Below are 20,546 nucleotides of genomic sequence, written 5' to 3' on the forward strand. Positions count from 1 at the left end.
GAACCCGCAAGATCTGGATCGTGTCCGGCGTGACGGCGCGTGACGCGTGGGACGGGTGTGGCAAGCGCCTGTGACGCAGATCACGCCCGTCGCGAGGTGCTCGGAGCGCCACGGGGCGGGATGGATTTGAGCGCCGGGGTGCCGAGTGGGAGACTCGGGCGTTCGCGGAGGGGAGTATCCCCGACCACGACGGGCTCGTCATCACGGAGTGGACCCACCGCCGCTCCCGGTCCCGTCGGTCCGACCATCGGCGTCGGGCGGGAGAGACCTCCGGTTGCTGATCGGTGACCGGAAGGTTGTGCGCATGAACGTTCCCACCTGGGGCTGGTTCCTGACGATCGGTCTGATGGCGGTGTTCCTCGCCGTCGACGTCTTCGTCATCGCCCGGCGTCCCCACGTGCCCTCGATGGCCGAAGCAGGGAGGCACCTCGCCTTCTTCGTCGGCCTGGCCGTGCTCTTCGGCCTGTTCGTCTGGTTCGAGTGGGGTGGTCAGTACGCCGGCGAGTTCTATGCCGGGTGGCTGACCGAGTACTCCCTGTCGGTCGACAACCTCTTCGTCTTCCTGCTCATCATGGCGAGCTTCAAGGTGCCCCAGAAGCTGCAGCAGTCGGCCCTCATGGTCGGCATCGTCATCGCCATCGTGCTGCGCGGCATATTCATCGCCCTGGGCGCCGTCGTCATCAACGCGTACGCGTGGGTCTTCTACATCTTCGGCGCGTTCCTCATCTACACGGCGGTCAAGCTCGCCACCGGGGGTGAGAGCGACGACGACGAGTACCACGAGAACCGGCTGCTGCTCTGGATCGAGAAGCGCTTCCCGGCCACCAAGGAGTGGAACGGCACGCGCCTGACCGTCATCGAGAACGGCAAGCGGCTCATCACGCCGATGCTCATCGTCATCCTCGCGCTGGGCACGACGGACCTGCTCTTCGCGCTCGACTCGATCCCGGCCATCTACGGCCTGACGAAGGAGCCCTTCCTCGTCCTCACGGCGAACATCTTCGCCCTGATGGGCCTGCGCCAGCTCTACTTCCTCATCGGTGGCCTGCTCAAGAAGCTCGTCTACCTCAGCATCGGTCTCTCCGTGCTGCTCGCCTTCATCGGCGTCAAGCTCGTGCTGCACGCGCTCCACGAGAACAACCTGCCGTTCATCAACGGCGGTCAGCCGATCGAGAGCGTGCCCGACATCCCGATCCTCGTCTCGCTCGGCGCGATCGTGCTGATCCTCGGGGTGACGACGGTCGCCAGCCTCTGGAAGTCCAAGCGCGACGCGCGCCTCGAGGCGTCCGACGCCGGGGCCGACGAGTCCGTCGTCAGCTGACCTCAGGGCAACCGGTGGGCGACGAGCCAGCCGGCCAGCGCGGGCAGCGCCATGACGGCGAACACCGCCACGTAGGCGTTCGGCACCGCCGCCCCCGCGGCGGTGAAGACGATCGCCGAGAGCGCGATGGCCGTCGCGGCGCCGGACGAGTCGCCGATCTGCAGCGCCGAGCTGACGAAGCCCTGCTCGGTGCTGCCGGCGCGACCGAGCGCCTGGGCGGTGACGCGGGGGTAGAGGGTGCCGATGCCGAGGCCGAGCACCGGGAAGATCGCGATGACGACCCACGTCGGCGCGCCCACGGCGACGGCCACGGCGAGGCCGGCCAGGGTCAGCGTGATCGCGGCGAGCGAGACGGAGGCCGTGCGGCCGATCTCGAAGCGCCGGTCCCACCGGCCCTGCACCCACGACCCGGCGAACCAGGTGACCCCGGTGATGGTGAGCGCGATGCCGGCGAGGCTGGGGCTGAGGCCGTCGCGCTCGGTGAGCAGTCGGGGGAGGTAGACCTCGGCGCCGCTGAAGGCCGCGAAGGCGAGCGCCCGCAGCAGCACGTCGGTCGGCAGGCCCCGGGCGGCCCGGAGCGTGCCGCGCGGCGTCAGCGGCAGGAGGGTCAGGCACACGACGACGAGGGTGGCGAGCGCGAGCGCGACGCCGACCGCGTCGAGCCGGTCGGCCACCGCGTTGAGGGCCAGCACGGCGACCGCGAGCAGCACGGATGCCGCGATCGAGCGCCGTCGCCACGGCACGTCGACGAGCTCCTGGCGCAGGCCCGTGACGATGCGACCGAGCAGCACCGCGGCCACGACGAGCACGATGACGGCCAGGCCGAAGACCCAGCGCCAGCCGATCGTCTGGGCGATGAGCCCGGCGACGAAGGGCCCGACGATCGAGGGCACGACCCAGGCCGCCGAGAAGCCGGCGAGGATGGCCGTGTGCAGCCGCACGGGGTAGACCCGCGTGACGAGCACGTAGAAGGCGGTGCTCGTCATGCCGGCCCCGAGGCCCTGCACGACGCGGGCGCCGACGAGCACCTCCATCGTCGGCGAGAGGCCGGCGCCGACGAGGCCGATGGCGAAGAGGACGAGGCCGATGAGGAGCGGCGGCCGCGGGCCGCGCCGGTCGGCGAGGTTGCCCGACCACACGATGCTGACGATGCCGGCGGCCAGGGTCGCCGTGAACGCCATGGCGTAGAGGGCGGCACCGTCGAGCTCACGGGCGATCGTCGGCATCACCGTCGTTAGGGCCATCGCCTCGAACGCATGGAGCGAGACGAGCGCGATGACGCCGATCGTGGTGGCGCGCAGGGCGGGGGACAGCAGTCCGCCGCCGGAGTCAGCAGGCTCGGTGCTCATCGCGGGTGGCGCTGACTTCGCGGGGTGCGCGGGCTCGTGGCCCACGGTGGAGGACGTCATCCGGCGACGGTAGGACTTCACGCGGACTTGAGGTCAAGGCCGCTGCGCGGCCCGGGCCCCAGGGCCGCGACGTCACCCGGGCCCCAGGGCGGCCTCGGGCGGCCCGGCCGAGCGGCGCGCGCCGAGGACGATGACGCTGGCGAGCACGACGAGCGCCATGCCGGCGACCTGGCGCGTGTCGAGCACCTGCCCGAGCACGAGGAGGCCGGCGAGCGCGGCCACGGCCGGTTCGAGGCTGAGCAGGATCCCGAAGACGTGCTGGGCGAGGTGGCGCAGCGCCATCAGCTCGAGCGAGTAGGGCAGCACCGACGACAGCACCGCGATGCCGAGGCCGAGGGCGACGTCGCGCGGGGTCCAGTGCCCGATCGACGGCAGCCCCAGCGGGGTGACGGCGACGGTCGAGACCACGAGCGCGAGCGCCAGGCCGTCGAGCCCGGCGAAGGCGCGCCCCGTGCGCTGGCTCAGCACGATGTAGGCCGCCCACATGACGCCGGCGAGTGCGGCGAACCCGACCCCGACGAGGTCGAGCCGCTGCAACGAGGTGTCGAGCACCCCGGAGACGAGCACGACCCCGAGGGCTGCGGCCGCCACGGCGGCGAGGTCGCGGGGCCGCCGGCTGAGCGCGGCCGCGAGACCGAGCGGGCCGAGGAACTCGATCGTCACGGCGACGCCGATGGGCAGGTGCGCGAGCGAGGCGTAGAACGAGGTGTTCATGGCCGCGAGCGCCAGCCCGAAGAGCAGCACGGTGAGCCACTCGGAGCGGGTGCGCCCGCGCCACGAGGGGCGTGCGACGGTGACGAGCACGACCATGGCGAAGAGGAGGCGCAGCAGCACCGAGCCGGGCGCGCCGATGCGCGGCACGAGGGTCGCGGCAAGGGCTCCGCCGAACTGCACGGAGACGACGCCCCCGAGCACGAGCAGGGGAGCGGTGCGGCGGTCGACCGTCACGGCATCGGCAGTCGCCCGGCCGCGACGAGGGTGGCGAGGCGCTCCGCCGGCAGGTCCTCCTCGACGAGCACGCCGCCGGTCTCCGACGCGTGCACCATCCGTCCGGGCCGCACGACGATGCCGACGTGGTGGATCCGCCGGCCGGGGCGGGCGAAGAAGTAGAGGTCGCCGGGCTCGACGGCGTCGAGGGCGACCGGCTCGGCCACCTCCGCCTGGGCGTAGGCGTCACGCGCCACGACGATGCCGAACCGGCGCCAGGCGTGGAGCACGAGGCCCGAGCAGTCGAAGCCGAGCGGGGTGACGCCCGACCACAGGTAGGGCAGGCCGATGTGCCGCCGCGCCTCGGCGACGGCGGGGTGCCCGCCCGCCTCACCCGTCGAGTCGGTGGTCGAGTCGGTGGTCGCGTCGGTGGTCGGGTCGGCCGGGAGCGGGTCCGTGACGACGGCGGCGTCGGAGCCCACGGCGTCCTCGGCGTCGTCGACGTCCTCGACGGGAGTGAGGTGTGCCGTGGGCACCCAGCCCGGGTAGCCGCGCCCGTCCTTGGGGGAGGCCTGCCACGGCGCGACGACGTGCGACCACGCGCCCGTCGGGTCGGTCTCCGTGACGACGACCGGCTCACCGGCGACGAGCTGCGTCTCGACGCGCCCGTGCAGGCCGAGGCGCCCGTCGCCGGACTCGTCGTCGCGGCCGCGGGGGTCCTGAGCGTCGTGCGCGTCGAGCGCCGCCAGCCAGGCGACGGCATCCGGCTGCTCGGCGACGGCCGGGGCATCGACGGCGCGCGGGCTCGTCGGGCTCGTCCAGACGGTCGTCACGGGGACGCGGACGCGGTGGGTGGCGATGACGGCGACAGGCGTGCTCACGCCCGTCATCCTCGCACCCGGGGCGCATCCCGCTGCACCCGGTCGGGCCGTGGTGGTCGGGACGGCTGCACGCCGGCTGGGAGGTGGCTGTCTCTTCGCTCACGAAACGGTGGGAACGGGCCCCGAGCCATGGTCAACGAGCGCCCCGGGTCGTACCGTCGAAACATGGACGAGCGAGTGACCGAGCGTGTGACGCTCGAGGGTTTCGACCCCCCGAAGAACCGTCGTCACGGCCCCGACGGCGACATCGTCGACCTGCAGGGCTGGCTGCGCGCGCCGGTCGACTGGACCGGCGGCCCGCTGCTCGAGCGTGCCTGGCGCCAGCGCCACGGGCGGTCGCGCCTCGGTGTCGGGCTCTCGGTCGCGAACAACCCGCGCCGGCACATCCTCCTGACGAACGTACCGCCCGAGACCGACTTCCTCCGCGAGGAGCTCGTGGCCCTCATCGCCGAGCTCGAGACGGACGACGCCGTGCGCTTCGAGGGCGCCCAGGGAGCTTGACCGGGTCGGCCGCGGACGGCAGTCCGCCGTGGGCCGTCGGCGCGCACGGATCTCGCCGTCGACGCCACACGAGGTGGCACCGCTACCGTCGAGTCACGACCACGTCACGGGTTGCGGCCAGGCCGATCGCCGTGCACACCTCGAGGTCGTACGACATGGCCGCACGCTGTCATGGGCGATGGTGGAAGGGCGTGGTGCGTGGCGTGCGCAAGGTGGCGGTGGCCGACGAGAGCTAGCCCTCGGAGACCGTCGCGGACAGCGCCTCGCCGAGGATGCGGCCGGCCTCGGGGAAGCGGTCCGGGTCCGCGCCGGAGTAGTTGAGGCGGACGAAGGGGCCGGTCGGCTCTGCCGGGAACCACTCGCCACCCGGCGCGACGACCAGACCGCGAAGCTCGCACTCGCGCACGAGACCACTGACGTCGGTGCCCTCGGGCAGCCGGGCCCAGAGGTTGAGCCCGCCCGGAGGCACCTGCTGGAGGTGGACCGTGGGTGCCCCGTCGCGGACGCTCTGGGCGAGCAGGTCGCGGCGGGCCCTGAGCTGGTTGCGCATCGCGCGAAGGTGGGTGCTCCACCCGGGCTGGGTGACGACGTCGAGCGCAGCAGCCTGAAGCACGCCGCTCACGTACATCGACTCGGCGGCGCGGTCGGCGATCAGCCGTTCGCGGGCGGGCCCGCGGGCGATGACGGCGGCGACGCGCAGGGCCGGCGAGACGCTCTTGGTCAGGGACCGGAGGTAGACGACGTGACCGTCGCAGTCCTGCCCGATGAGGGGGGTCGAGTCGGTGTCGATGCCCAGGTGGTGGGCCCAGTCGTCCTCGACGAGGAAGGCACCGCGGGCGCGGACGATGTCGAGGACGGCGCGCCCGGTCTCTGGGGACCACTGTGCCCCGGTCGGATTGGCGAAGTTCGGCTGGGCGTAGAAGGCGCGCGCGCCGGTCAGGGCGAAGGCGCGCTCGACCTCCTGGGGGTCCGGACCTGACGGGCCGCTCGAGACCGGCACGAGGACGACGCCGGCCTGCTCGGCGGCGAGGATCGCGCCCCAGTAGCTGGGAGACTCGATGACGAGCGGCTGTCCCCGGCCGACGATCGCACGGAAGATGGAACTGAGCCCGCTCTGGCTGCCGGCGACGACGAGGGCATCCCGTGGCGAGGGCGGGGCGAGTCCCGTCGGCGTGGCCTCGGCGACCTGGCCGACGAACCAGGCCCGCAGGTCGGGGAGCCCAGCGGCCGGGGCACGCGTCAGCGCGGCCTCGGTGCGGGCCGCGCGGGCGAGGGCCGTCCGCACGAGCCGCTCGGGCAGCAGCTCACGAGCGGGGTAGCCCGAATGGAGCTGGATGGCGTCCGGTGCGGAGGCGCGCTGGGTGGACGACAGCTCGCCACCCCGGGTGCGTGGCGCACCGAGGGCGGCGGTCTGCCAGCCGAAGTCGGGCGGCCGCGCCGTCGCCGTCGCACGCGTGAACGCGCCCACCCCGGGTCGAGTCTCCACGAGACCCTCCGCCGTGAGCCGCCGCAACGCCTTCTGCACCGTGACCGGGCTCGCACCGTGCTGCTGGACCAGGGCCCGGGTCGAGGGCAGCCGGCTCCCGGGTGGAGCCGTGCGCGCCCACGAGCGCAGCGCGGTGGTGATCCGAGTTGCGCTATCGTCATTCATGGAGACACAGAGTAGCGCTACCGTCACAGCACGCGATCCGCTATCGCCCCGGCGGACGACCTCGGGACGTGGCTGGGGACTGGTGGGCGTCACCGCCTTCTCCTTCACGGTGCCCTTCACGCGGGTCGCCGCCCACGACGGACTGTCACCGCTGTTCATCGGCGCGGGACGAGCCGTCATCGCCGCCGTGCTGGCCGCTGCCGCACTGGCCGTGACACGGCAGGCCCGGCCGACCGGGCGCCAGTGGCTGCGCCTCGCGGTCGTGGCGGCGGGAGTCGTGGCCGGGTTCCCGCTCCTGACCTCCTACGCCCTGCGGACCGCCCCGGCCAGCCACGGCGCCGTCGTCGTCGGGCTGTTACCGGCTGCGACGGCAGCGGTGGCGGTCCTGCGGGGCAAGGAGCGGGTGTCCCGGACGTTCTGGGTCTTCGCCGCGCTCGGTGCCGTCGCGGTCGTCGGATTCGCGGGGGTGCGGGGCGGCGGGCTGGGCGGCCTCCACGGCTCGGACGCGTTGCTCGTCGGGGCCGTCGTCGCGGCCGCGGTGGGGTACGGCGAGGGCGGCCTGCTGGCCCGCGAGCTCGGATCCTGGCAGACGATCTGCTGGGCCCTCGTCCTGTCGGCCCCGCTGATGCTGGCGCTGACCCTGGTCGCCGTCCTCGAGGAGCCACAGACCGCGACGGGACTGCAGTGGCTGGCGTTCGCGTACCTCGGTGTCGTCTCGATGTACCTCGGCTTCTTCGCCTGGTACCGCGGCCTGGCCATCGGACCGATGGCCGAGGTGAGCCAGGTGCAGCTGGTGCAGCCCGTGCTGAGCATCCTGTGGGCCACCCTGCTGCTGGGCGAACCAGTCACCCGGCCGACCGTCCTGGGTGGCCTGTTCGTCATCGCCTGCGCCTGCCTCGCCGTCCGTGCCCGCTTCCGCGGCGAGGGGGGCCCAGCCCGCGGCTGAGGTCCTCCTCGACCGTGTATGCGACCGCGTAGTCGTCGCCGAGCTCCGCCTGCAGCCGCTGCGAGAGCTCCCACCCTCGCCGGCGCCAGACCCGGTAGGCGGAGTCGTCGACGACGGCATACCGGTGCTCGCGCACGCCCATGAGCTCCTCCCAGTCACGCGCCCACGCGCGGAGCTCGTCGCGCAGCCAGTCCGACACGGCCAGCGTGTCGAGGTCGACCATGCCGGTGTCGACCCACACCGGATCGGCGGTGTGGTCGGGGAAGACCCGCAGCACGGCAGCTCGCTCGGCCGATGTCGTCACCCCGGCATCCTCCCTCTCCTCGGCCGCGGTCACCAGCCTCGGGCGCGCCACTCGGCCAGGTGGGGACGCTCGACGCCGAGCGTCGAGTCGTCGCCGTGGCCGGGGTAGAACCACGTCTCGTCGTCGTAGACGTCGAAGACGCGCGTCGTCACGTCCTCGATGAGCGACTCGAAGCTCTGGCCGGGGTTCTTCGTGTTGCCGATGCCGCCCGGGAAGAGGCTGTCGCCGGTGAAGAGGTGGGTCCGCCCGTCCGGGTCGCCGCCGTCGCGGTAGGCGAGGGCGATCGAGCCGGGAGTGTGGCCGCGCAGGTGCACGACGTCGAGGGTGACGTCGCCGAAGTCCACGGTGTCGCCGTGCCCCACGCGCACGTCGACGGGCACGGGGAGGGCGTCCGCGTCCTCGGCGCCGGCGACGGTACGCGCACCGGTGGCCGAGACGACGGCGGCGAGCGCGCCGACGTGGTCGTGGTGCGAGTGCGTCGTGACGACCACGTCGAGGCGGCCCGAGCCCGAGGCGCCGACGAGCTCGACGAGTCGCTCGGCCTCGTCGGCGGCGTCCACGAGCAGCTGCGCTCCCGTCGCGCGGCAGGTGAGCAGGTAGGCGTTGTTGCCGAACCCGCCGACCTCCGCCTTGCGGATCGTCAGGGCCGGCAGCTCGCGCACCCCGGCCGGGCCGTTCGCCTCGACGTGGCCCGTGTAGTCGTCGGTGCGGTCGTTGGTGCTGTCGCCGAGGTCGTCGTTGCGCGTGCTCATGCTCATCCTCCGAAGGGCAGGGTCGGGACGGGGCCGTCGAACGCGACGCCGTCGGTGCGTCCGCGCGCGAGCCACATCAGCACGTCCGCGCGCGAGCCGGAGACGCGCGTGCCGCCGTCGCCGACGACGTGCTCGTCGCCCTCGTCCGTCGTGATGCGCAGCGAGAGCGGCTCGTCGCCGTGGGCGAGACGGTTGGCGGCGTCGCGCAGGAAGAGGGCGGCCACCTCGGGCGGCGCGTCGGCGAAGCCGTAGCCGGCATCGAGGTCGACGTGGTGGTAGACGAGCTCGCGCAACCGCATGAACGGCACCATCGTGACGGCGATGGGGAAGCCGCCGGGGGTCCGCTCGACCTTCACGTCCTGGTGCCGATCACCTGGTGCCGCAAGCTTTTCGAGCCGCTCCGCGAGTCGCAGCGCCGAGTCGCGCAGGTCGGTGCCGTGCTCGGATGCCGACCGCCCGGCACCCGCGTCGATGTCGGCGTCGCGGGTCGCGACGTCGTCGTACATCGTGTCGGGTCGGCCGGTGAGCGCCACATCGCTGACCCGCACGAGGGCGTCCGCGTTGCGGGCCAGGTGCGCGAGCACGTGACCCCGCGTCCAGCCCTCGCAGAGCGACGGGCCGGCCAGCGCGTCGTCGTCGAGGCCCTGCACGGTCGTGAGCAGGCGAGCGGTCGCCTCCTCGACGAGCGCTGGTGTGACGTCGGCGTGCTTCATGGCTCTCCTTCGGGTCGGGCGTCGGTCGGGGCGGGGTCGGGTGTGGTCGGCAGGGTCAGGCGGCGGTCGCCCGGGCGAGCGCCAGGGCGGCGCCGACGAGCGTCAGGTGCGAGAACGCCTGGGGGAAGTTGCCGACCATCCGCTGCGCGACGGGGTCGTACTCCTCCGACAGCAGCCCGACGTCGTTCGTCAGGGCGACGAGCCGGTCCATCAGCTCGGTCGCCTTGTCGACCATCCCCGCCTTGGCGTATGCCGTCACGAGCCAGAACGAGCACGCGAGGAAGGGGTGCTCGTCGCCCGGCAACCCGTCGACGCCAGCCTCGGTGCGGTAGCGCATCACGAGGCCGTGGCGCAGCAGGTCGCGCTCGACGGCCGCGATCGTGCCGAGCATCCGCGGGTCGTCGCCCGCGACGAAGCCGACGGCGGAGAGGGTGAGCAGCGAGGCGTCGACCTCGGTCGTGTCGTAGTGCTGGACGAAGGTGTTGGTCTTCGTGTCGAAGCCCTTGCTCAGCACCTCCTCGCGCACCCGGTCGCGCAGCTCGCGCCACTGGTCGACGGGCCCGTCGAGCCCGTGCTGCTCGACGGCGCGGATCGCCCGGTCGAAGGCCGCCCACACCATGACGCGGGAGTGCGTGAAGTGGCGCAGCGGGCCGCGGATCTCCCACAGCCCGTTGTCGGCCGCCTGCCAGTGCTCGGCGAGGTGGTTGACGAGGGCACGCTGCAGGTGCCACGAGTCGTCGTTCTCCTCGAGCCCACGGGCCCGGGCGTGGTCGAGCGAGATCATCACCTCGCCGAGCACGTCGGTCTGGCGCTGGTCGACGGCCGCGTTGCCGACGCGCACGGGCCACGACCCGGCATACCCGGGCAGGTGCTCGAGGATGCGCTCGGGAAGGTCGCGACCGCCGTCGACGCGGTACATGATCTGCATGTCCTCGGGGTCACCGGCGACGGCGCGCAGCAGCCAGTCGCGCCACAGCGCGGTTTCCTCGATATAGCCGCAGCCGAGGAGCGCCTCGAGCGTCAGGGCGGCGTCGCGCAGCCAGCAGAAGCGGTAGTCCCAGTTGCGCTCGCCGCCGAACTCCTCGGGGAGCGAGGTCGTCGCGGCCGCCACGATGCCGCCGGTCGCCGCGTGCGTCAGCGCGCGCAGGACCAGGAGCGAGCGGGTCACGTGCTCGGCATACGGCCCCTCGTAGTCGCTGTGCCGGGCGTACTCCTCGCTCAGCGCGATCGTCTCGTCGATGCGGGCGCGGACCCGCAGCGGGGGAGGGATCTCCTCGTGGCTGCGGAACCACGTCGTCGAGAAGGTGTACGTCTGACCGGCGCTGACGTCGAACTCGTCGACGTGGTGGCCGTCCTGCGCGTGCGGCAGGCGCACCCCGCGCAGCACGAGCATGTCGGGCCCGGCGATGGCGGTGATGATCTCGTCGGTGTGGTCCTCGCGGTCCTCGGTGTGGCGCATCACCCAGGGGCGGGTGCGCCCGTAGTTGAAGCGCACCGTCCACTCGTGCACCATCCGCACCGTGCCCTCGATGCCCTCGACCCGGCGGAGCACGTCGGAGCGGCCGTCACCGAGCGGCATGACGTCGGTCACCCGCACCCGGCCCGTCGCCGTCTCGTGGATCGTCTCGAGCACGAAGGAGTCGCCGACGTAGCGGCGCGTGGTCGTCGCGTCGGGGTCGACGGGGGCGAGCAGCCAGCGGCCGTTGTCGGGCGTGCCGAGCAGGGCGGCGAAGCAGGCCCGCGAGTCGAACCGCGGCAGGCACAGCCAGTCGATGGATCCACGCCGGCTGACGAGGGCGGCGGTGCCGAGGTCGCCGAGCACGGCGTAGTCCTCGATCGGGGTCGGCACGTGCTTGCTCATGGGGCGAGTATGCCGTCCGCGCCGTGCGGAGCCACGACCCCCCGCCGCGTGGCGGGCGTCCGCAGGCCACCGCCGATACGAGGACTGTCGGTGGGCGCACCTAGCATGTTGCGCGTGACTGTTACGCCCACCGGCAACGCCCATTCCCTCGTCGTCCGCGGCGCGCGCGAGCACAACCTGCGCGACGTCTCCGTCGACCTCCCGCGAGACAGCCTCATCGTCTTCACGGGGCTCTCCGGGTCGGGCAAGTCGAGCCTCGCGTTCGACACGATCTTCGCGGAGGGCCAGCGCCGCTACGTCGAGTCGCTCTCGGCCTACGCCCGGCAGTTCCTCGGCCAGATGGACAAGCCCGACGTCGACTTCATCGAGGGCCTCTCGCCCGCCGTCTCGATCGACCAGAAGTCGACGAACCGCAACCCGCGCTCGACCGTCGGCACCATCACCGAGGTCTACGACTACCTCCGCCTGCTCTTCGCGCGTGCGGGCCGCCCGCACTGCCCGGTCTGCGGTGAGCCGGTCACCCGGCAGTCGCCGCAGCAGATCGTCGACCAGCTGCTCACCCTCGAGGACCGCACGCGCTTCCAGGTGCTCGCGCCCGTCGTCCAGGGCCGCAAGGGCGAGTTCGTCGACCTCTTCGCCGAGCTCCAGACCAAGGGCTTCTCGCGCGCCCGGGTCGACGGCGAGGTCGTGTCGCTCGCCGAGCCCCCCGCCCTCGAGAAGCAGAAGAAGCACACGATCGAGGTCGTCGTCGACCGCCTCGTCGCCAAGGGCGACGACGCCGGCTCCAAGCGCCGCCTCACCGACTCCGTCGAGACCGCCCTCGGCCTCGCCGGTGGCGTCGTCATCATCGACTTCGTCGACCGCGAGCCCAAGGCGAAGGACCGCGAGCGCCGCTTCAGCGAGAAGATGGCCTGCCCGAACAACCACCCGCTCGGCATGGACGAGATCCAGCCGCGCTCGTTCTCGTTCAACTCGCCGTTCGGCGCCTGCCCCGAGTGCACCGGCATCGGCACCGAGCTCGAGGTCGACCCCGAGCTCGTCGTGCCCGACGACGACCTGTCGCTCGCCGACGGCGCCATCGCGCCGTGGGCGCAGGGCTCCGGCTCGGCCGAGTACTTCCAGCGCGTCATGGGGGCGCTCGCCGAGGACATGAAGTTCTCCATGGACGCGCCGTGGCGCGCCCTGCCGGCCCGGGCCAAGGAGGCCCTGCTGCACGGCCAGAACTACAAGGTCCACGTCAAGTACAAGAACCGCTACGGCCGCGACCGGTCCTACACGACCGGCTTCGAGGGGGTCGTGCCCTTCATCAAGCGCCGCCACTCCGAGACCGACTCCGAGTGGAGCCGCGACCGCTACGAGGGCTTCATGCGCGAGGTGCCGTGCCCCGTCTGCTCGGGGGCGCGCCTCAAGCCCGAGTCGCTCGCCGTGCTGCTCGGCGGCAAGAACATCTCCGAGGTCTGCGGGCTCGCCATCCGCGACGCCGCCGGCTTCCTCGACACCGTCGACTTCACCCCCCGCGAGCGGCAGATCGCCGAGCGCGTCATCAAGGAGATCGACGCCCGCCTCGGCTTCCTGCTCGACGTCGGCCTCGACTACCTCTCGCTCGACCGCCCCGCCGGCACGCTCTCGGGTGGCGAGGCGCAGCGCATCCGGCTCGCGACGCAGATCGGCTCGGGCCTCGTCGGCGTGCTCTACGTGCTCGACGAGCCCTCGATCGGCCTGCACCAGCGTGACAACCACCGGCTCATCGAGACCCTGACCCGGCTGCGCGACCTCGGCAACACGCTCATCGTCGTCGAGCACGACGAGGACACCATCGCGACGGCCGACTGGGTCGTCGACATCGGCCCGGGCGCCGGCGAGCACGGCGGCCACGTCGTGCACTCCGGGCCGGTCAAGGGCCTGCTCGAGCACCCCGACTCGCTCACCGGCATGTACCTCTCCGGGCGCCGCGAGATCCCGTCGCCCGAGGTCCGCCGCGGCCACGACGGGCGGCAGATCACCGTCAGCGGCGCTCGCGAGAACAACCTGCAGAACGTGACGGTCGACTTCCCGCTCGGCAACCTCGTCGCGGTCACCGGCGTCTCCGGCTCGGGCAAGTCGACGCTCGTCAACGACATCCTCTACAACGTCCTCGCGAACAAGCTCAACGGCGCGCGCCACGTGCCGGGCCGGCACAAGACCGTCACGGGCCTCGACCAGCTCGACAAGGTCGTGCACGTCGACCAGAGCCCGATCGGGCGCACCCCCCGATCGAACCCGGCCACCTACACCGGCGTCTTCGACAACATGCGCAAGCTCTTCGCCGAGACGACCGAGGCCAAGGTGCGCGGCTACCAGCCGGGCCGGTTCTCGTTCAACGTCAAGGGCGGGCGCTGTGACGCGTGCTCCGGCGACGGCACGATCAAGATCGAGATGAACTTCCTGCCCGACGTCTACGTCCCGTGCGAGGTGTGCCACGGGGCCCGGTACAACCGGGAGACGCTGGAGGTGCACTTCAAGGGCAAGACGATCGCGGACGTGCTCGACATGCCGATCGAGGAGGCCGCCACGTTCTTCGAGGCGGTCCCCGCGATCGCGCGTCACCTCAAGACCCTCAACGACGTCGGCCTGGGCTACGTGCGCCTCGGCCAGCCGGCGCCGACCCTCTCCGGTGGTGAGGCCCAGCGCGTCAAGCTCGCGAGCGAGCTGCAGAAGCGATCCACCGGACGCACCATCTACGTCCTCGACGAGCCGACCACCGGTCTGCACTTCGAGGACATCCGCAAGCTGCTCGACGTGCTCCAGGGCCTCGTCGACAAGGGCAACACCGTCATCGTCATCGAGCACAACCTCGACGTCATCAAGAACGCCGACTGGATCATCGACATGGGGCCCGAGGGCGGCTCCGGCGGTGGCACGGTCATCGCCGAGGGCACCCCCGAGCACGTGGCCGAGGTGGCCGCCAGCCACACCGGCCGCTTCCTCAAGCCGATCCTCGAGCGCACGGCACGCACGACCACCCGCGCCACGTCGCGCAAGGCGGGCTCCCAGCGTGCTGACGGCGCGGGCACAGCCGCGTCGCGCACCGTGAAGAAGACGACGACGGCCAAGGCCACCGGCACGACGACCAAGGCCGGCTCGACGAGAACGGCGACCAAGGCCGCCACGGCACCCCAGGCCACGACGGCGAGCGGTCGCGCACGAGGGGGTGCCACGACCGCCGCAGCGAAGAAGTCCACGTCGAGCACGACCGTGAGCAAGACGAGATCCAGCGCCACGACCCGGGAGAGGAACGCATGACCGAGGCCACGCACTCCAGCCCCACCGAGCCGAACCCGCACGACCGCATCTCCGCCCTCACCGACCGCCGCAACGTGCTGAAGGTGGCCGGCGTCGTCGTCGGCGCCGGTGCGCTCGCGGCCTGCAGCAGCCCGCCCGTGCCCGCCGGCACCCCGGACACCTCCGTCGGCGCCTCGTCGACCGCCGGTGCGTCCTCGTCCTCGTCGGCGGCGACGACCGACGCGGGCTCGGGAGGCGGTGCGGCCGGCGGCCAGCCCACCTCCGAGATCCCCGTCGGCGGCGGCAAGATCTTCGCCGACACCAAGACGGTCGTCACCCAGCCGACCGCCGGCACCTTCAAGGCGTTCGACGCGGTGTGCCCCCACCAGGGCTGCACCGTCGGGTCCGTCGACGGCGGGCAGATCGTCTGCCCGTGCCACCAGAGCCACTTCGACATCGCCACGGGCGACCGCGTCTCCGGCCCGGCCCAGACCGGCCTCACCGCGAAGACGATCACGGTCAGCGGCGACTCCTTCACCGTCAGCTGACGCCCCGCGTCCGTATGCCGCCCGCCCGGGTCGGGAGGGCGGCATACGGCGTTGTCGGTGGGCCGACATAGGGTGGTGGCGTGGCGCATCCGAGCACCTACCGACCGAAGCCGGGGGAGATCCCGACCGACCCGGGGGTCTACCGGTTCCGTGACGCCCACGGCCGCGTCATCTACGTCGGCAAGGCCAAGTCGCTGCGTCCGCGCCTCTCGTCCTACTTCCAGGACATCACCGCGCTGCACCCGCGCACGGCGACGATGGTCACGACGGCCGCCTCCGTCGAGTGGACGGTCGTGCGCACCGAGGTCGAGGCGCTCCAGCTCGAGTACTCCTGGATCAAGGAGTTCGACCCGCGCTTCAACGTCAAGTACCGCGACGACAAGTCCTACCCCTTCCTCGCCGTCACGATGGGGGAGGAGTACCCCCGCGCGCAGGTCATGCGCGGCGCCAAGCGCAAGGGCACGCGCTACTTCGGCCCCTACGGCCACGCGTGGGCGATCCGCGAGACGCTCGACCTGCTGCTGCGGGTCTTCCCCGTGCGCACCTGCTCGTCCGGGGTGTTCAAGCGGGCCGCCGCGAGCGGGCGCCCGTGCCTGCTCGGCTACATCGACAAGTGCTCGGCGCCGTGCGTCGGCCGCGTCAACGCCGACGAGCACCGCGCCATCGCGGACGACTTCTGCGACTTCATGACGGGCAACACGACGCGCTTCGTCAAGCGCCTCGAGACCCGGATGAAGGACGCGGCCGCGGAGCTCGACTTCGAGCAGGCGGCCCGGCTCCGCGACGACATCGGGGCGCTCAGCAAGGCCCTCGAGAAGCAGTCTGTCGTGCTCGGCGACGCCACGGACGCCGACGTCTTCGCCCTCGCCGACGACGACCTCGAGGCGGCGGTCCAGGTCTTCCACGTGCGTGGTGGCCGCATCCGTGGCCAGCGCGGCTGGGTCGTCGAGAAGGAGAGCGAGGACCTCCCTAGCCTCGTCGAGCACCTGCTGCTGCAGGTGTACGGCGACGCCGAGCGCGAGGCGATCCCGCGCGAGGTGCTCGTGCCCACCCTGCCCACCGACCCCGAGGCCGTCACCGAGTGGCTCTCGTCGGTGCGCGGCTCGGCCGTGTCGGTGCGGGTGCCGCAGCGCGGCGACAAGCGGACCCTGAGCGAGACGGTGCGCCGCAACGCCGAGCAGTCGCTCGCCCGGCACAAGGTGGCCCGCGCGGGCGACCTGACGCTGCGCAGCAAGGCCCTGCAGGAACTGCAGGACTACCTCGGGCTCGACGACGCGCCGCTGCGCATCGAGTGCTACGACGTCAGCCACGTGCAGGGCACCAACGTCGTGGCCTCGATGGTCGTCTTCGAGGACGGCCTGCCCCGCAAGAGCGAGTACCGCCGGTTCATCGTGCGCGGCACGACGTCGGGCGCCGACGACGAGCCGGTGACCGTCGACGACACGGCTGCGATGCGCGAGGTGCTGACCCGCCGGTTCCGGCGCTACCTCGAGGACGCCGAGGGCACCGGAGACCTCGACCTCGCCTCCGGCGTCGTCGGCGGGGCCACGGCAGAGGGCGGCGGGTCCGGCAGCACGGACGACGACGACGACGGTGACGCGTCGCCGTCGGGTCCGATCGACCCCGAGACCGGCCGGCCGCGCCGCTTCGCCTACCCGCCCAGCCTCGTCGTCGTCGACGGCGGCCTCCCACAGGTCAACGCCGCCCAGGCCGTGCTCGACGAGCTCGGCATCGAGGAGGTCGCGCTCGTCGGCCTGGCCAAGCGGCTCGAGGAGGTGTGGCTGCCCCGCGACGACCACCCGGTCATCCTGCCGCGCACGAGCGAGGGCCTCTACCTGCTCCAGCGGCTCCGCGACGAGGCGCACCGCTTCGCCATCACCTTCCACCGCCAGCGCCGCTCCAAGGCGATGACGACCTCGCAGCTCGACGGCATCCCGGGTCTCGGGGCGAGCCGGCAGAAGGCGCTGCTGCGACACTTCGGTTCGGTGAAACGACTTCGGGCCGCGGATGAAGCGGACATCATGGCCGTACCCGGCATCGGACCGTCGCTCGCCTCGGCCATCGTCACGCACCTGGCCCAGGGCGCCGCCCCGGAGCCGGCCGTGAACCTCACGACGGGAGAAGTGCTCGAATGACCGCCGACCCAAGCCCCGACCCGGGTGCGTCGCTGGCCGACGCGCCCATCGTCATCGTCACCGGCATGAGCGGTGCCGGTCGCAGCACGACCGCCAACGTCCTCGAGGACCTCGGCTGGCTCGTCGTCGACAACCTGCCCCCGCAGCTGCTCACGCACCTCACCGAGCTGCGCGACCAGGCGCGGCAGCGCGACCCCGCGGTGCGTCCGCAGCAGGTGGCGGTCGTCGTCGACGTGCGCACCGGGGGCTGGTTCGCCCAGCTCGACGACGCCATCCGCGCAGCCCGCAGCCGCGGCGAGCGGCCGAGCCTCGTCTTCCTCGACGCCACCGACGAGGCGCTCGTGCGGCGCTTCGAGAGCGTCCGCCGCCCGCACCCGCTCCAGGGCCAGGGCCGGCTGCTCGACGGCATCCAGCGTGAGCGCGAGCTGCTCCTCGACCTGCGGTCGTCGGCCGACGTCGTCATCGACACCTCCGGCCTCAACGTCCACCAGCTGAGCGCCAAGCTCTCGTCGCTGTTCGCCGGCGACCGCCAGGTGCAGCTGCGGATCGCGGTCATGTCGTTCGGGTTCAAGTACGGGCTGCCGCTCGACGCCGACGTCGTCTTCGACATGCGCTTCCTGCCCAACCCCTACTGGGTGCCCGAGCTGCGCGCCCTCACCGGGCGTGACCGGCCGGTGAGCGAGTTCGTCATGAAGCAGCCCGGGGCGGGGGAGTTCATCGACCGGGCGGCCGACCTGCTCGACACGATGATCGACGGCTACGTCCGCGAGGGGCGCCGCTACGTCACGGTCGCCGTCGGCTGCACCGGCGGCAAGCACCGCTCGGTGGCGACCGCGGAGGCGCTCAGCGCCCGGCTCGGGGGTCGCGACCGCGTCGACACCTTCGTCGTCCACCGTGACCTCGGCCGGGAGTAGCCTCGCGCCCGTGACCATCCGCACACCCCTCGCCTCCGCGCACCACCGGCGCATCGTCGCCCTCGGAGGCGGCCACGGACTCGCCGCGGCCCTGACCGCCCTGCGCCTGCTCACCGACGAGGTGACCGCCGTCGTCACCGTCGCCGACGACGGGGGCTCGAGCGGGCGGCTGCGCGAGGAGTTCGACGTGCTGCCGCCCGGCGACCTGCGCATGGCGCTGTCGGCGCTCTGCGACGACAGTGACTGGGGGCACACGTGGCGCGACGTGCTCCAGCACCGCTTCGCGGGCTCCGGGGAGCTGAAGGGCCACGCCCTCGGCAACCTCATGATCGTCAGCATCTGGGAGCTGCTCGGTGACACCGTGGCCGGCCTCGACCTCGTCGGCCGCCTCCTGGGAGCCCGGGGCCGGGTGCTGCCGATGGCGGCCGAGCCCCTGCAGATCGTCGCGGAGATCCACGGCCACGACCCGGACCGGCCCGACGAGACGGTCGAGGTGCGCGGTCAGCACCGCGTCGCGTCCTCGCCCGGGGTCGTGTCGTCGATCGGCATCGTGCCGACCTGCCCGGAGCCGTGCGCCGAGGCGTTGACGGCCGTCGGTCAGGCCGACTGGGTCATGCTCGGGCCCGGCTCGTGGTTCACGTCGGTCATGCCGCACCTGCTGGTCCCCGGCCTGGCCGACGCCCTCGTCGCCACCCCGGCGCGACGCCTGCTCAACCTCAACCTCGAGGTCGGCAAGGGTGAGACCCGCGACTTCCGGGCGGAGGACCACCTCGCCTCGTTCGCCGCGAACGCCCCCGACCTGCGCCTCGACGTCGTGCTCGCCGACCCGAGCGTCGTCTCCGACCCGGCCTCGCTCCGGGCCGCGGCGGCCGACCTCGGGGCCGAGCTCGTCGTCGCCCCGGTGTCCGCGCGGGGTGAGCCGGGGGTCCACGACCCCTTGCGACTCGCGGCCGCGCTCAGGGACGTCATCGACTGACCGTCGAAAGGCCACTCTTCGCGGGTCCGAGACCGTCGAAAGGCCAAGCTTCGCGGTGACCAGGCGGTCGAGTGGCCACAGTTCGTGATGAGGTATGCCGCCCGGTACCGACCCGCTGGCGCGCGCGGACGTGGTTCCGGCTGCGGACGGCATACGACCTCGGTGGGCTGGTGACCACTCGGGCGTGCGGGACGCGCAGCTTCTGGCCTCTCGACGGTGGCAGACCCGCGTTAAGTGGCCTTTCGTCGGTGGGGACCCGCAGACGCTGGCCTCTCGACGGTGGGGGACCCGCACGGAGTGGCCTTTCGACGGTGGGAGGGGCGGGCGGACTCGGGTGCTTGATCCGGGTACTTGATCCGGGTGGCAGGATGGCGGGCATGGCCATGACAGCAAAGGTGAAGGACGAGCTCTCCCGCCTCGAGGTGACCAAACCCTGCTGTCGCAAGGCCGAGGTGTCCACGATGCTCCGCTTCGCCGGGGGGCTGCACATCATCGGAGGCCAGATCGTCGTCGAGGCCGAGCTCGACACCGCGAACGCCGCGCGCCGGCTGCGCCGCAACATCGCGGAGGTCTACGGCCACAAGAGCGATGTGCTCGTGCTCGCGGCCGGGGGCCTGCGCCGCAGCTCGCGCTACGTCGTCCGGGTCGTCGAGGAGGGTGCCACCCTCGCCCGTCAGACCGGTCTCATCGACTCGCGGGGCCGCCCCGTGCGCGGCCTGCCGCCCAAGGTCGTCAGCGCGGCGACCTGCGACTCGGAGGCTGCGTGGCGCGGCGCGTTCCTCGCGCACGGCTCGCTCACCGAGCCCGGCCGCTCGTCGGCCCTCGAGATCACCTGCCCGGGCCCCGAGGCGGCGCTCGCGCTCGTCGGCGCGGCCCGTCGCCTCGGCATCCAGGCCAAGGCCCGTGAGGTGCGCGGCGTCGACCGCGTCGTCATCCGCGACGGCGACGCCATCGGCGCCATGCTCATCCGCCTCGGGGCGCACGACGCCGTGCTCGCCTGGGAGGAGCGCCGGATGCGCCGCGAGGTGCGCGCGACGGCCAACCGGCTCGCCAACTTCGACGACGCCAACCTGCGCCGGTCGGCCCGCGCCGCCGTCGCGGCCGGCGCCCGCGTCGAGCGCGCCATGGAGCTGCTCGGCGAGGAGATCCCCGACCACCTGCGCGAGGCGGGGGTGCTCCGCCTCGAGCACAAGCAGGCCAGCCTCGAGGAGCTCGGCCAGCTCGCCCAGCCGCCGATGACCAAGGACGCCGTGGCAGGCCGCATCCGGCGGCTGCTCGCGATGGCCGACAAGCGCGCCGAGGAGCTCGGGGTGGCCGGCACCGACGCCAACCTCACCGCCGACATGCTCGAGAGCTGACCGACCGCACCGCGAGCGGCGGCGCGAGACCCCGCGACCCCGCGGCCGCAGGTGGTGGGCCCCGGGAGGGCTGAGCGCACGCTCACCC

At 72.6% G+C, this 20,546-nt stretch carries 17 protein-coding genes; 9 read left to right on the forward strand and 8 right to left on the reverse strand.

From position 1 onward, the window contains the following. Window positions 1-304 precede the first annotated feature (304 nt). A complete protein-coding gene (locus tag ABD979_RS00660; protein WP_345505486.1) occupies window positions 305-1,321 on the forward strand; it encodes a TerC family protein in 1,017 nt (338 codons plus the stop codon). A 2-nt stretch (window positions 1,322-1,323) separates the two neighbouring features. On the opposite strand, the gene ABD979_RS00665 is transcribed toward ABD979_RS00660, so the two are convergent. The 3 genes from ABD979_RS00665 to ABD979_RS00675 all read right to left on the reverse strand — a co-directional run bounded on the left by ABD979_RS00665 (window position 1,324) and on the right by ABD979_RS00675 (window position 4,538). Next, window positions 1,324-2,730, reverse strand: a complete 1,407-nt coding sequence (locus ABD979_RS00665; RefSeq protein ID WP_345505487.1) for an MFS transporter — start codon at window positions 2,728-2,730, stop codon at window positions 1,324-1,326. Between the two features lie 72 nt (window positions 2,731-2,802). After that, the gene (locus ABD979_RS00670; RefSeq protein ID WP_345505488.1) at window positions 2,803-3,678 is read right to left on the reverse strand and encodes an EamA family transporter; all 876 of its coding nucleotides are present in this window, start codon (window positions 3,676-3,678) and stop codon (window positions 2,803-2,805) included. After that, on the reverse strand, window positions 3,675-4,538 hold the full coding sequence (locus ABD979_RS00675) for a C40 family peptidase (protein ID WP_345505489.1): 864 nt from the start codon (window positions 4,536-4,538) through the stop codon (window positions 3,675-3,677). Before ABD979_RS00675 ends, ABD979_RS00670 begins: the two co-directional genes overlap by 4 nt. Before the next feature lie 165 nt (window positions 4,539-4,703). On the opposite strand from ABD979_RS00675, the gene ABD979_RS00680 reads away from it, so the two are divergent. Beyond that, complete coding sequence (locus ABD979_RS00680; RefSeq protein ID WP_345505490.1) at window positions 4,704-5,039, forward strand: hypothetical protein; 336 nt, start codon at window positions 4,704-4,706, stop codon at window positions 5,037-5,039. 232 nt (window positions 5,040-5,271) lie between these two features. On the opposite strand, the gene ABD979_RS00685 is transcribed toward ABD979_RS00680, so the two are convergent. After that, window positions 5,272-6,690, reverse strand: a complete 1,419-nt coding sequence (locus ABD979_RS00685) for an aminotransferase-like domain-containing protein (RefSeq protein WP_345505491.1) — start codon at window positions 6,688-6,690, stop codon at window positions 5,272-5,274. On the opposite strand from ABD979_RS00685, the gene ABD979_RS00690 reads away from it, so the two are divergent. After that, the gene (locus tag ABD979_RS00690) at window positions 6,689-7,636 is read left to right on the forward strand and encodes a DMT family transporter (RefSeq protein ID WP_345505492.1); all 948 of its coding nucleotides are present in this window, start codon (window positions 6,689-6,691) and stop codon (window positions 7,634-7,636) included. The two genes, ABD979_RS00685 and ABD979_RS00690, sit on opposite strands and share 2 nt — an antisense overlap. On the opposite strand, the gene ABD979_RS00695 is transcribed toward ABD979_RS00690, so the two are convergent. The 4 genes from ABD979_RS00695 to ABD979_RS00710 are packed head-to-tail and all read right to left on the reverse strand — an operon-like array spanning window position 7,569 to window position 11,266. Beyond that, on the reverse strand, window positions 7,569-7,940 hold the full coding sequence (locus tag ABD979_RS00695) for a hypothetical protein (RefSeq protein ID WP_345505493.1): 372 nt from the start codon (window positions 7,938-7,940) through the stop codon (window positions 7,569-7,571). The two genes, ABD979_RS00690 and ABD979_RS00695, sit on opposite strands and share 68 nt — an antisense overlap. A gap of 29 nt (window positions 7,941-7,969) precedes the next feature. After that, window positions 7,970-8,692 carry an MBL fold metallo-hydrolase gene (locus tag ABD979_RS00700; protein ID WP_345505494.1) on the reverse strand — a complete coding sequence of 241 codons (723 nt, stop codon included), beginning with the start codon at window positions 8,690-8,692 and terminating at the stop codon, window positions 7,970-7,972. Window positions 8,693-8,694: 2 nt separating this feature from the next. Further along, window positions 8,695-9,405 (reverse strand): maleylpyruvate isomerase family mycothiol-dependent enzyme, encoded by a 711-nt coding sequence (locus ABD979_RS00705; protein WP_345505495.1) that lies wholly within the window; start codon window positions 9,403-9,405, stop codon window positions 8,695-8,697. A 55-nt stretch (window positions 9,406-9,460) separates the two neighbouring features. Continuing rightward, window positions 9,461-11,266: a glycoside hydrolase family 15 protein gene (locus tag ABD979_RS00710; protein WP_345505496.1), complete on the reverse strand. Its 1,806-nt coding sequence runs from the start codon at window positions 11,264-11,266 to the stop codon at window positions 9,461-9,463. Window positions 11,267-11,371: 105 nt separating this feature from the next. Here ABD979_RS00710 and uvrA point away from each other — a divergent pair, with 105 nt between their 5' ends. The 6 genes from uvrA (at window position 11,372) to whiA (ending at window position 20,458) form a co-directional block, all read left to right on the forward strand. Beyond that, window positions 11,372-14,548, forward strand: coding sequence for an excinuclease ABC subunit UvrA (uvrA, locus tag ABD979_RS00715; RefSeq protein WP_345505568.1), 3,177 nt, complete (start codon window positions 11,372-11,374; stop codon window positions 14,546-14,548). Next, a complete protein-coding gene (locus tag ABD979_RS00720; RefSeq protein ID WP_345505497.1) occupies window positions 14,545-15,075 on the forward strand; it encodes a Rieske (2Fe-2S) protein in 531 nt (176 codons plus the stop codon). The genes uvrA and ABD979_RS00720 overlap by 4 nt, the downstream gene beginning before the upstream one ends. 80 nt (window positions 15,076-15,155) lie before the next feature. After that, window positions 15,156-17,210, forward strand: a complete 2,055-nt coding sequence (gene uvrC, locus ABD979_RS00725; RefSeq protein WP_345505498.1) for an excinuclease ABC subunit UvrC — start codon at window positions 15,156-15,158, stop codon at window positions 17,208-17,210. Continuing rightward, window positions 17,207-18,124 (forward strand): RNase adapter RapZ, encoded by a 918-nt coding sequence (rapZ, locus tag ABD979_RS00730; protein WP_345505499.1) that lies wholly within the window; start codon window positions 17,207-17,209, stop codon window positions 18,122-18,124. The genes uvrC and rapZ overlap by 4 nt, the downstream gene beginning before the upstream one ends. A gap of 10 nt (window positions 18,125-18,134) precedes the next feature. Next, window positions 18,135-19,100, forward strand: a complete 966-nt coding sequence (locus ABD979_RS00735) for a gluconeogenesis factor YvcK family protein (RefSeq protein ID WP_345505500.1) — start codon at window positions 18,135-18,137, stop codon at window positions 19,098-19,100. Between the two features lie 377 nt (window positions 19,101-19,477). Continuing rightward, entirely contained in the window at window positions 19,478-20,458 is a 981-nt protein-coding gene (gene whiA, locus ABD979_RS00740) for a DNA-binding protein WhiA (protein WP_345505501.1), read from the forward strand. Window positions 20,459-20,546: the final 88 nt, after the last annotated feature.

The sequence above is a fragment of the Terrabacter aeriphilus genome (assembly GCF_039542985.1).
In the GTDB taxonomy this organism is placed as follows: domain Bacteria; phylum Actinomycetota; class Actinomycetes; order Actinomycetales; family Dermatophilaceae; genus Terrabacter; species Terrabacter aeriphilus.

Bases quoted from the DNA above. Each gene is read 5' to 3' on its own strand.
- ABD979_RS00680 (WP_345505490.1), top strand. From the start codon at position 4,704: ATGGACGAGCGAGTGACCGAGCGTGTGACGCTCGAGGGTTTCGACCCC.
- uvrA (WP_345505568.1), top strand. From the start codon at position 11,372: ATGTTGCGCGTGACTGTTACGCCCACCGGCAACGCCCATTCCCTCGTC.
- ABD979_RS00690 (WP_345505492.1), top strand. From the start codon at position 6,689: ATGGAGACACAGAGTAGCGCTACCGTCACAGCACGCGATCCGCTATCG.
- ABD979_RS00720 (WP_345505497.1), top strand. From the start codon at position 14,545: ATGACCGAGGCCACGCACTCCAGCCCCACCGAGCCGAACCCGCACGAC.
- ABD979_RS00710 (WP_345505496.1), bottom strand. From the start codon at position 11,266: ATGAGCAAGCACGTGCCGACCCCGATCGAGGACTACGCCGTGCTCGGC.
- ABD979_RS00700 (WP_345505494.1), bottom strand. From the start codon at position 8,692: ATGAGCACGCGCAACGACGACCTCGGCGACAGCACCAACGACCGCACC.
- rapZ (WP_345505499.1), top strand. From the start codon at position 17,207: ATGACCGCCGACCCAAGCCCCGACCCGGGTGCGTCGCTGGCCGACGCG.
- whiA (WP_345505501.1), top strand. From the start codon at position 19,478: ATGGCCATGACAGCAAAGGTGAAGGACGAGCTCTCCCGCCTCGAGGTG.
- ABD979_RS00705 (WP_345505495.1), bottom strand. From the start codon at position 9,405: ATGAAGCACGCCGACGTCACACCAGCGCTCGTCGAGGAGGCGACCGCT.
- ABD979_RS00685 (WP_345505491.1), bottom strand. From the start codon at position 6,690: ATGAATGACGATAGCGCAACTCGGATCACCACCGCGCTGCGCTCGTGG.
- ABD979_RS00665 (WP_345505487.1), bottom strand. From the start codon at position 2,730: ATGACGTCCTCCACCGTGGGCCACGAGCCCGCGCACCCCGCGAAGTCA.
- ABD979_RS00660 (WP_345505486.1), top strand. From the start codon at position 305: ATGAACGTTCCCACCTGGGGCTGGTTCCTGACGATCGGTCTGATGGCG.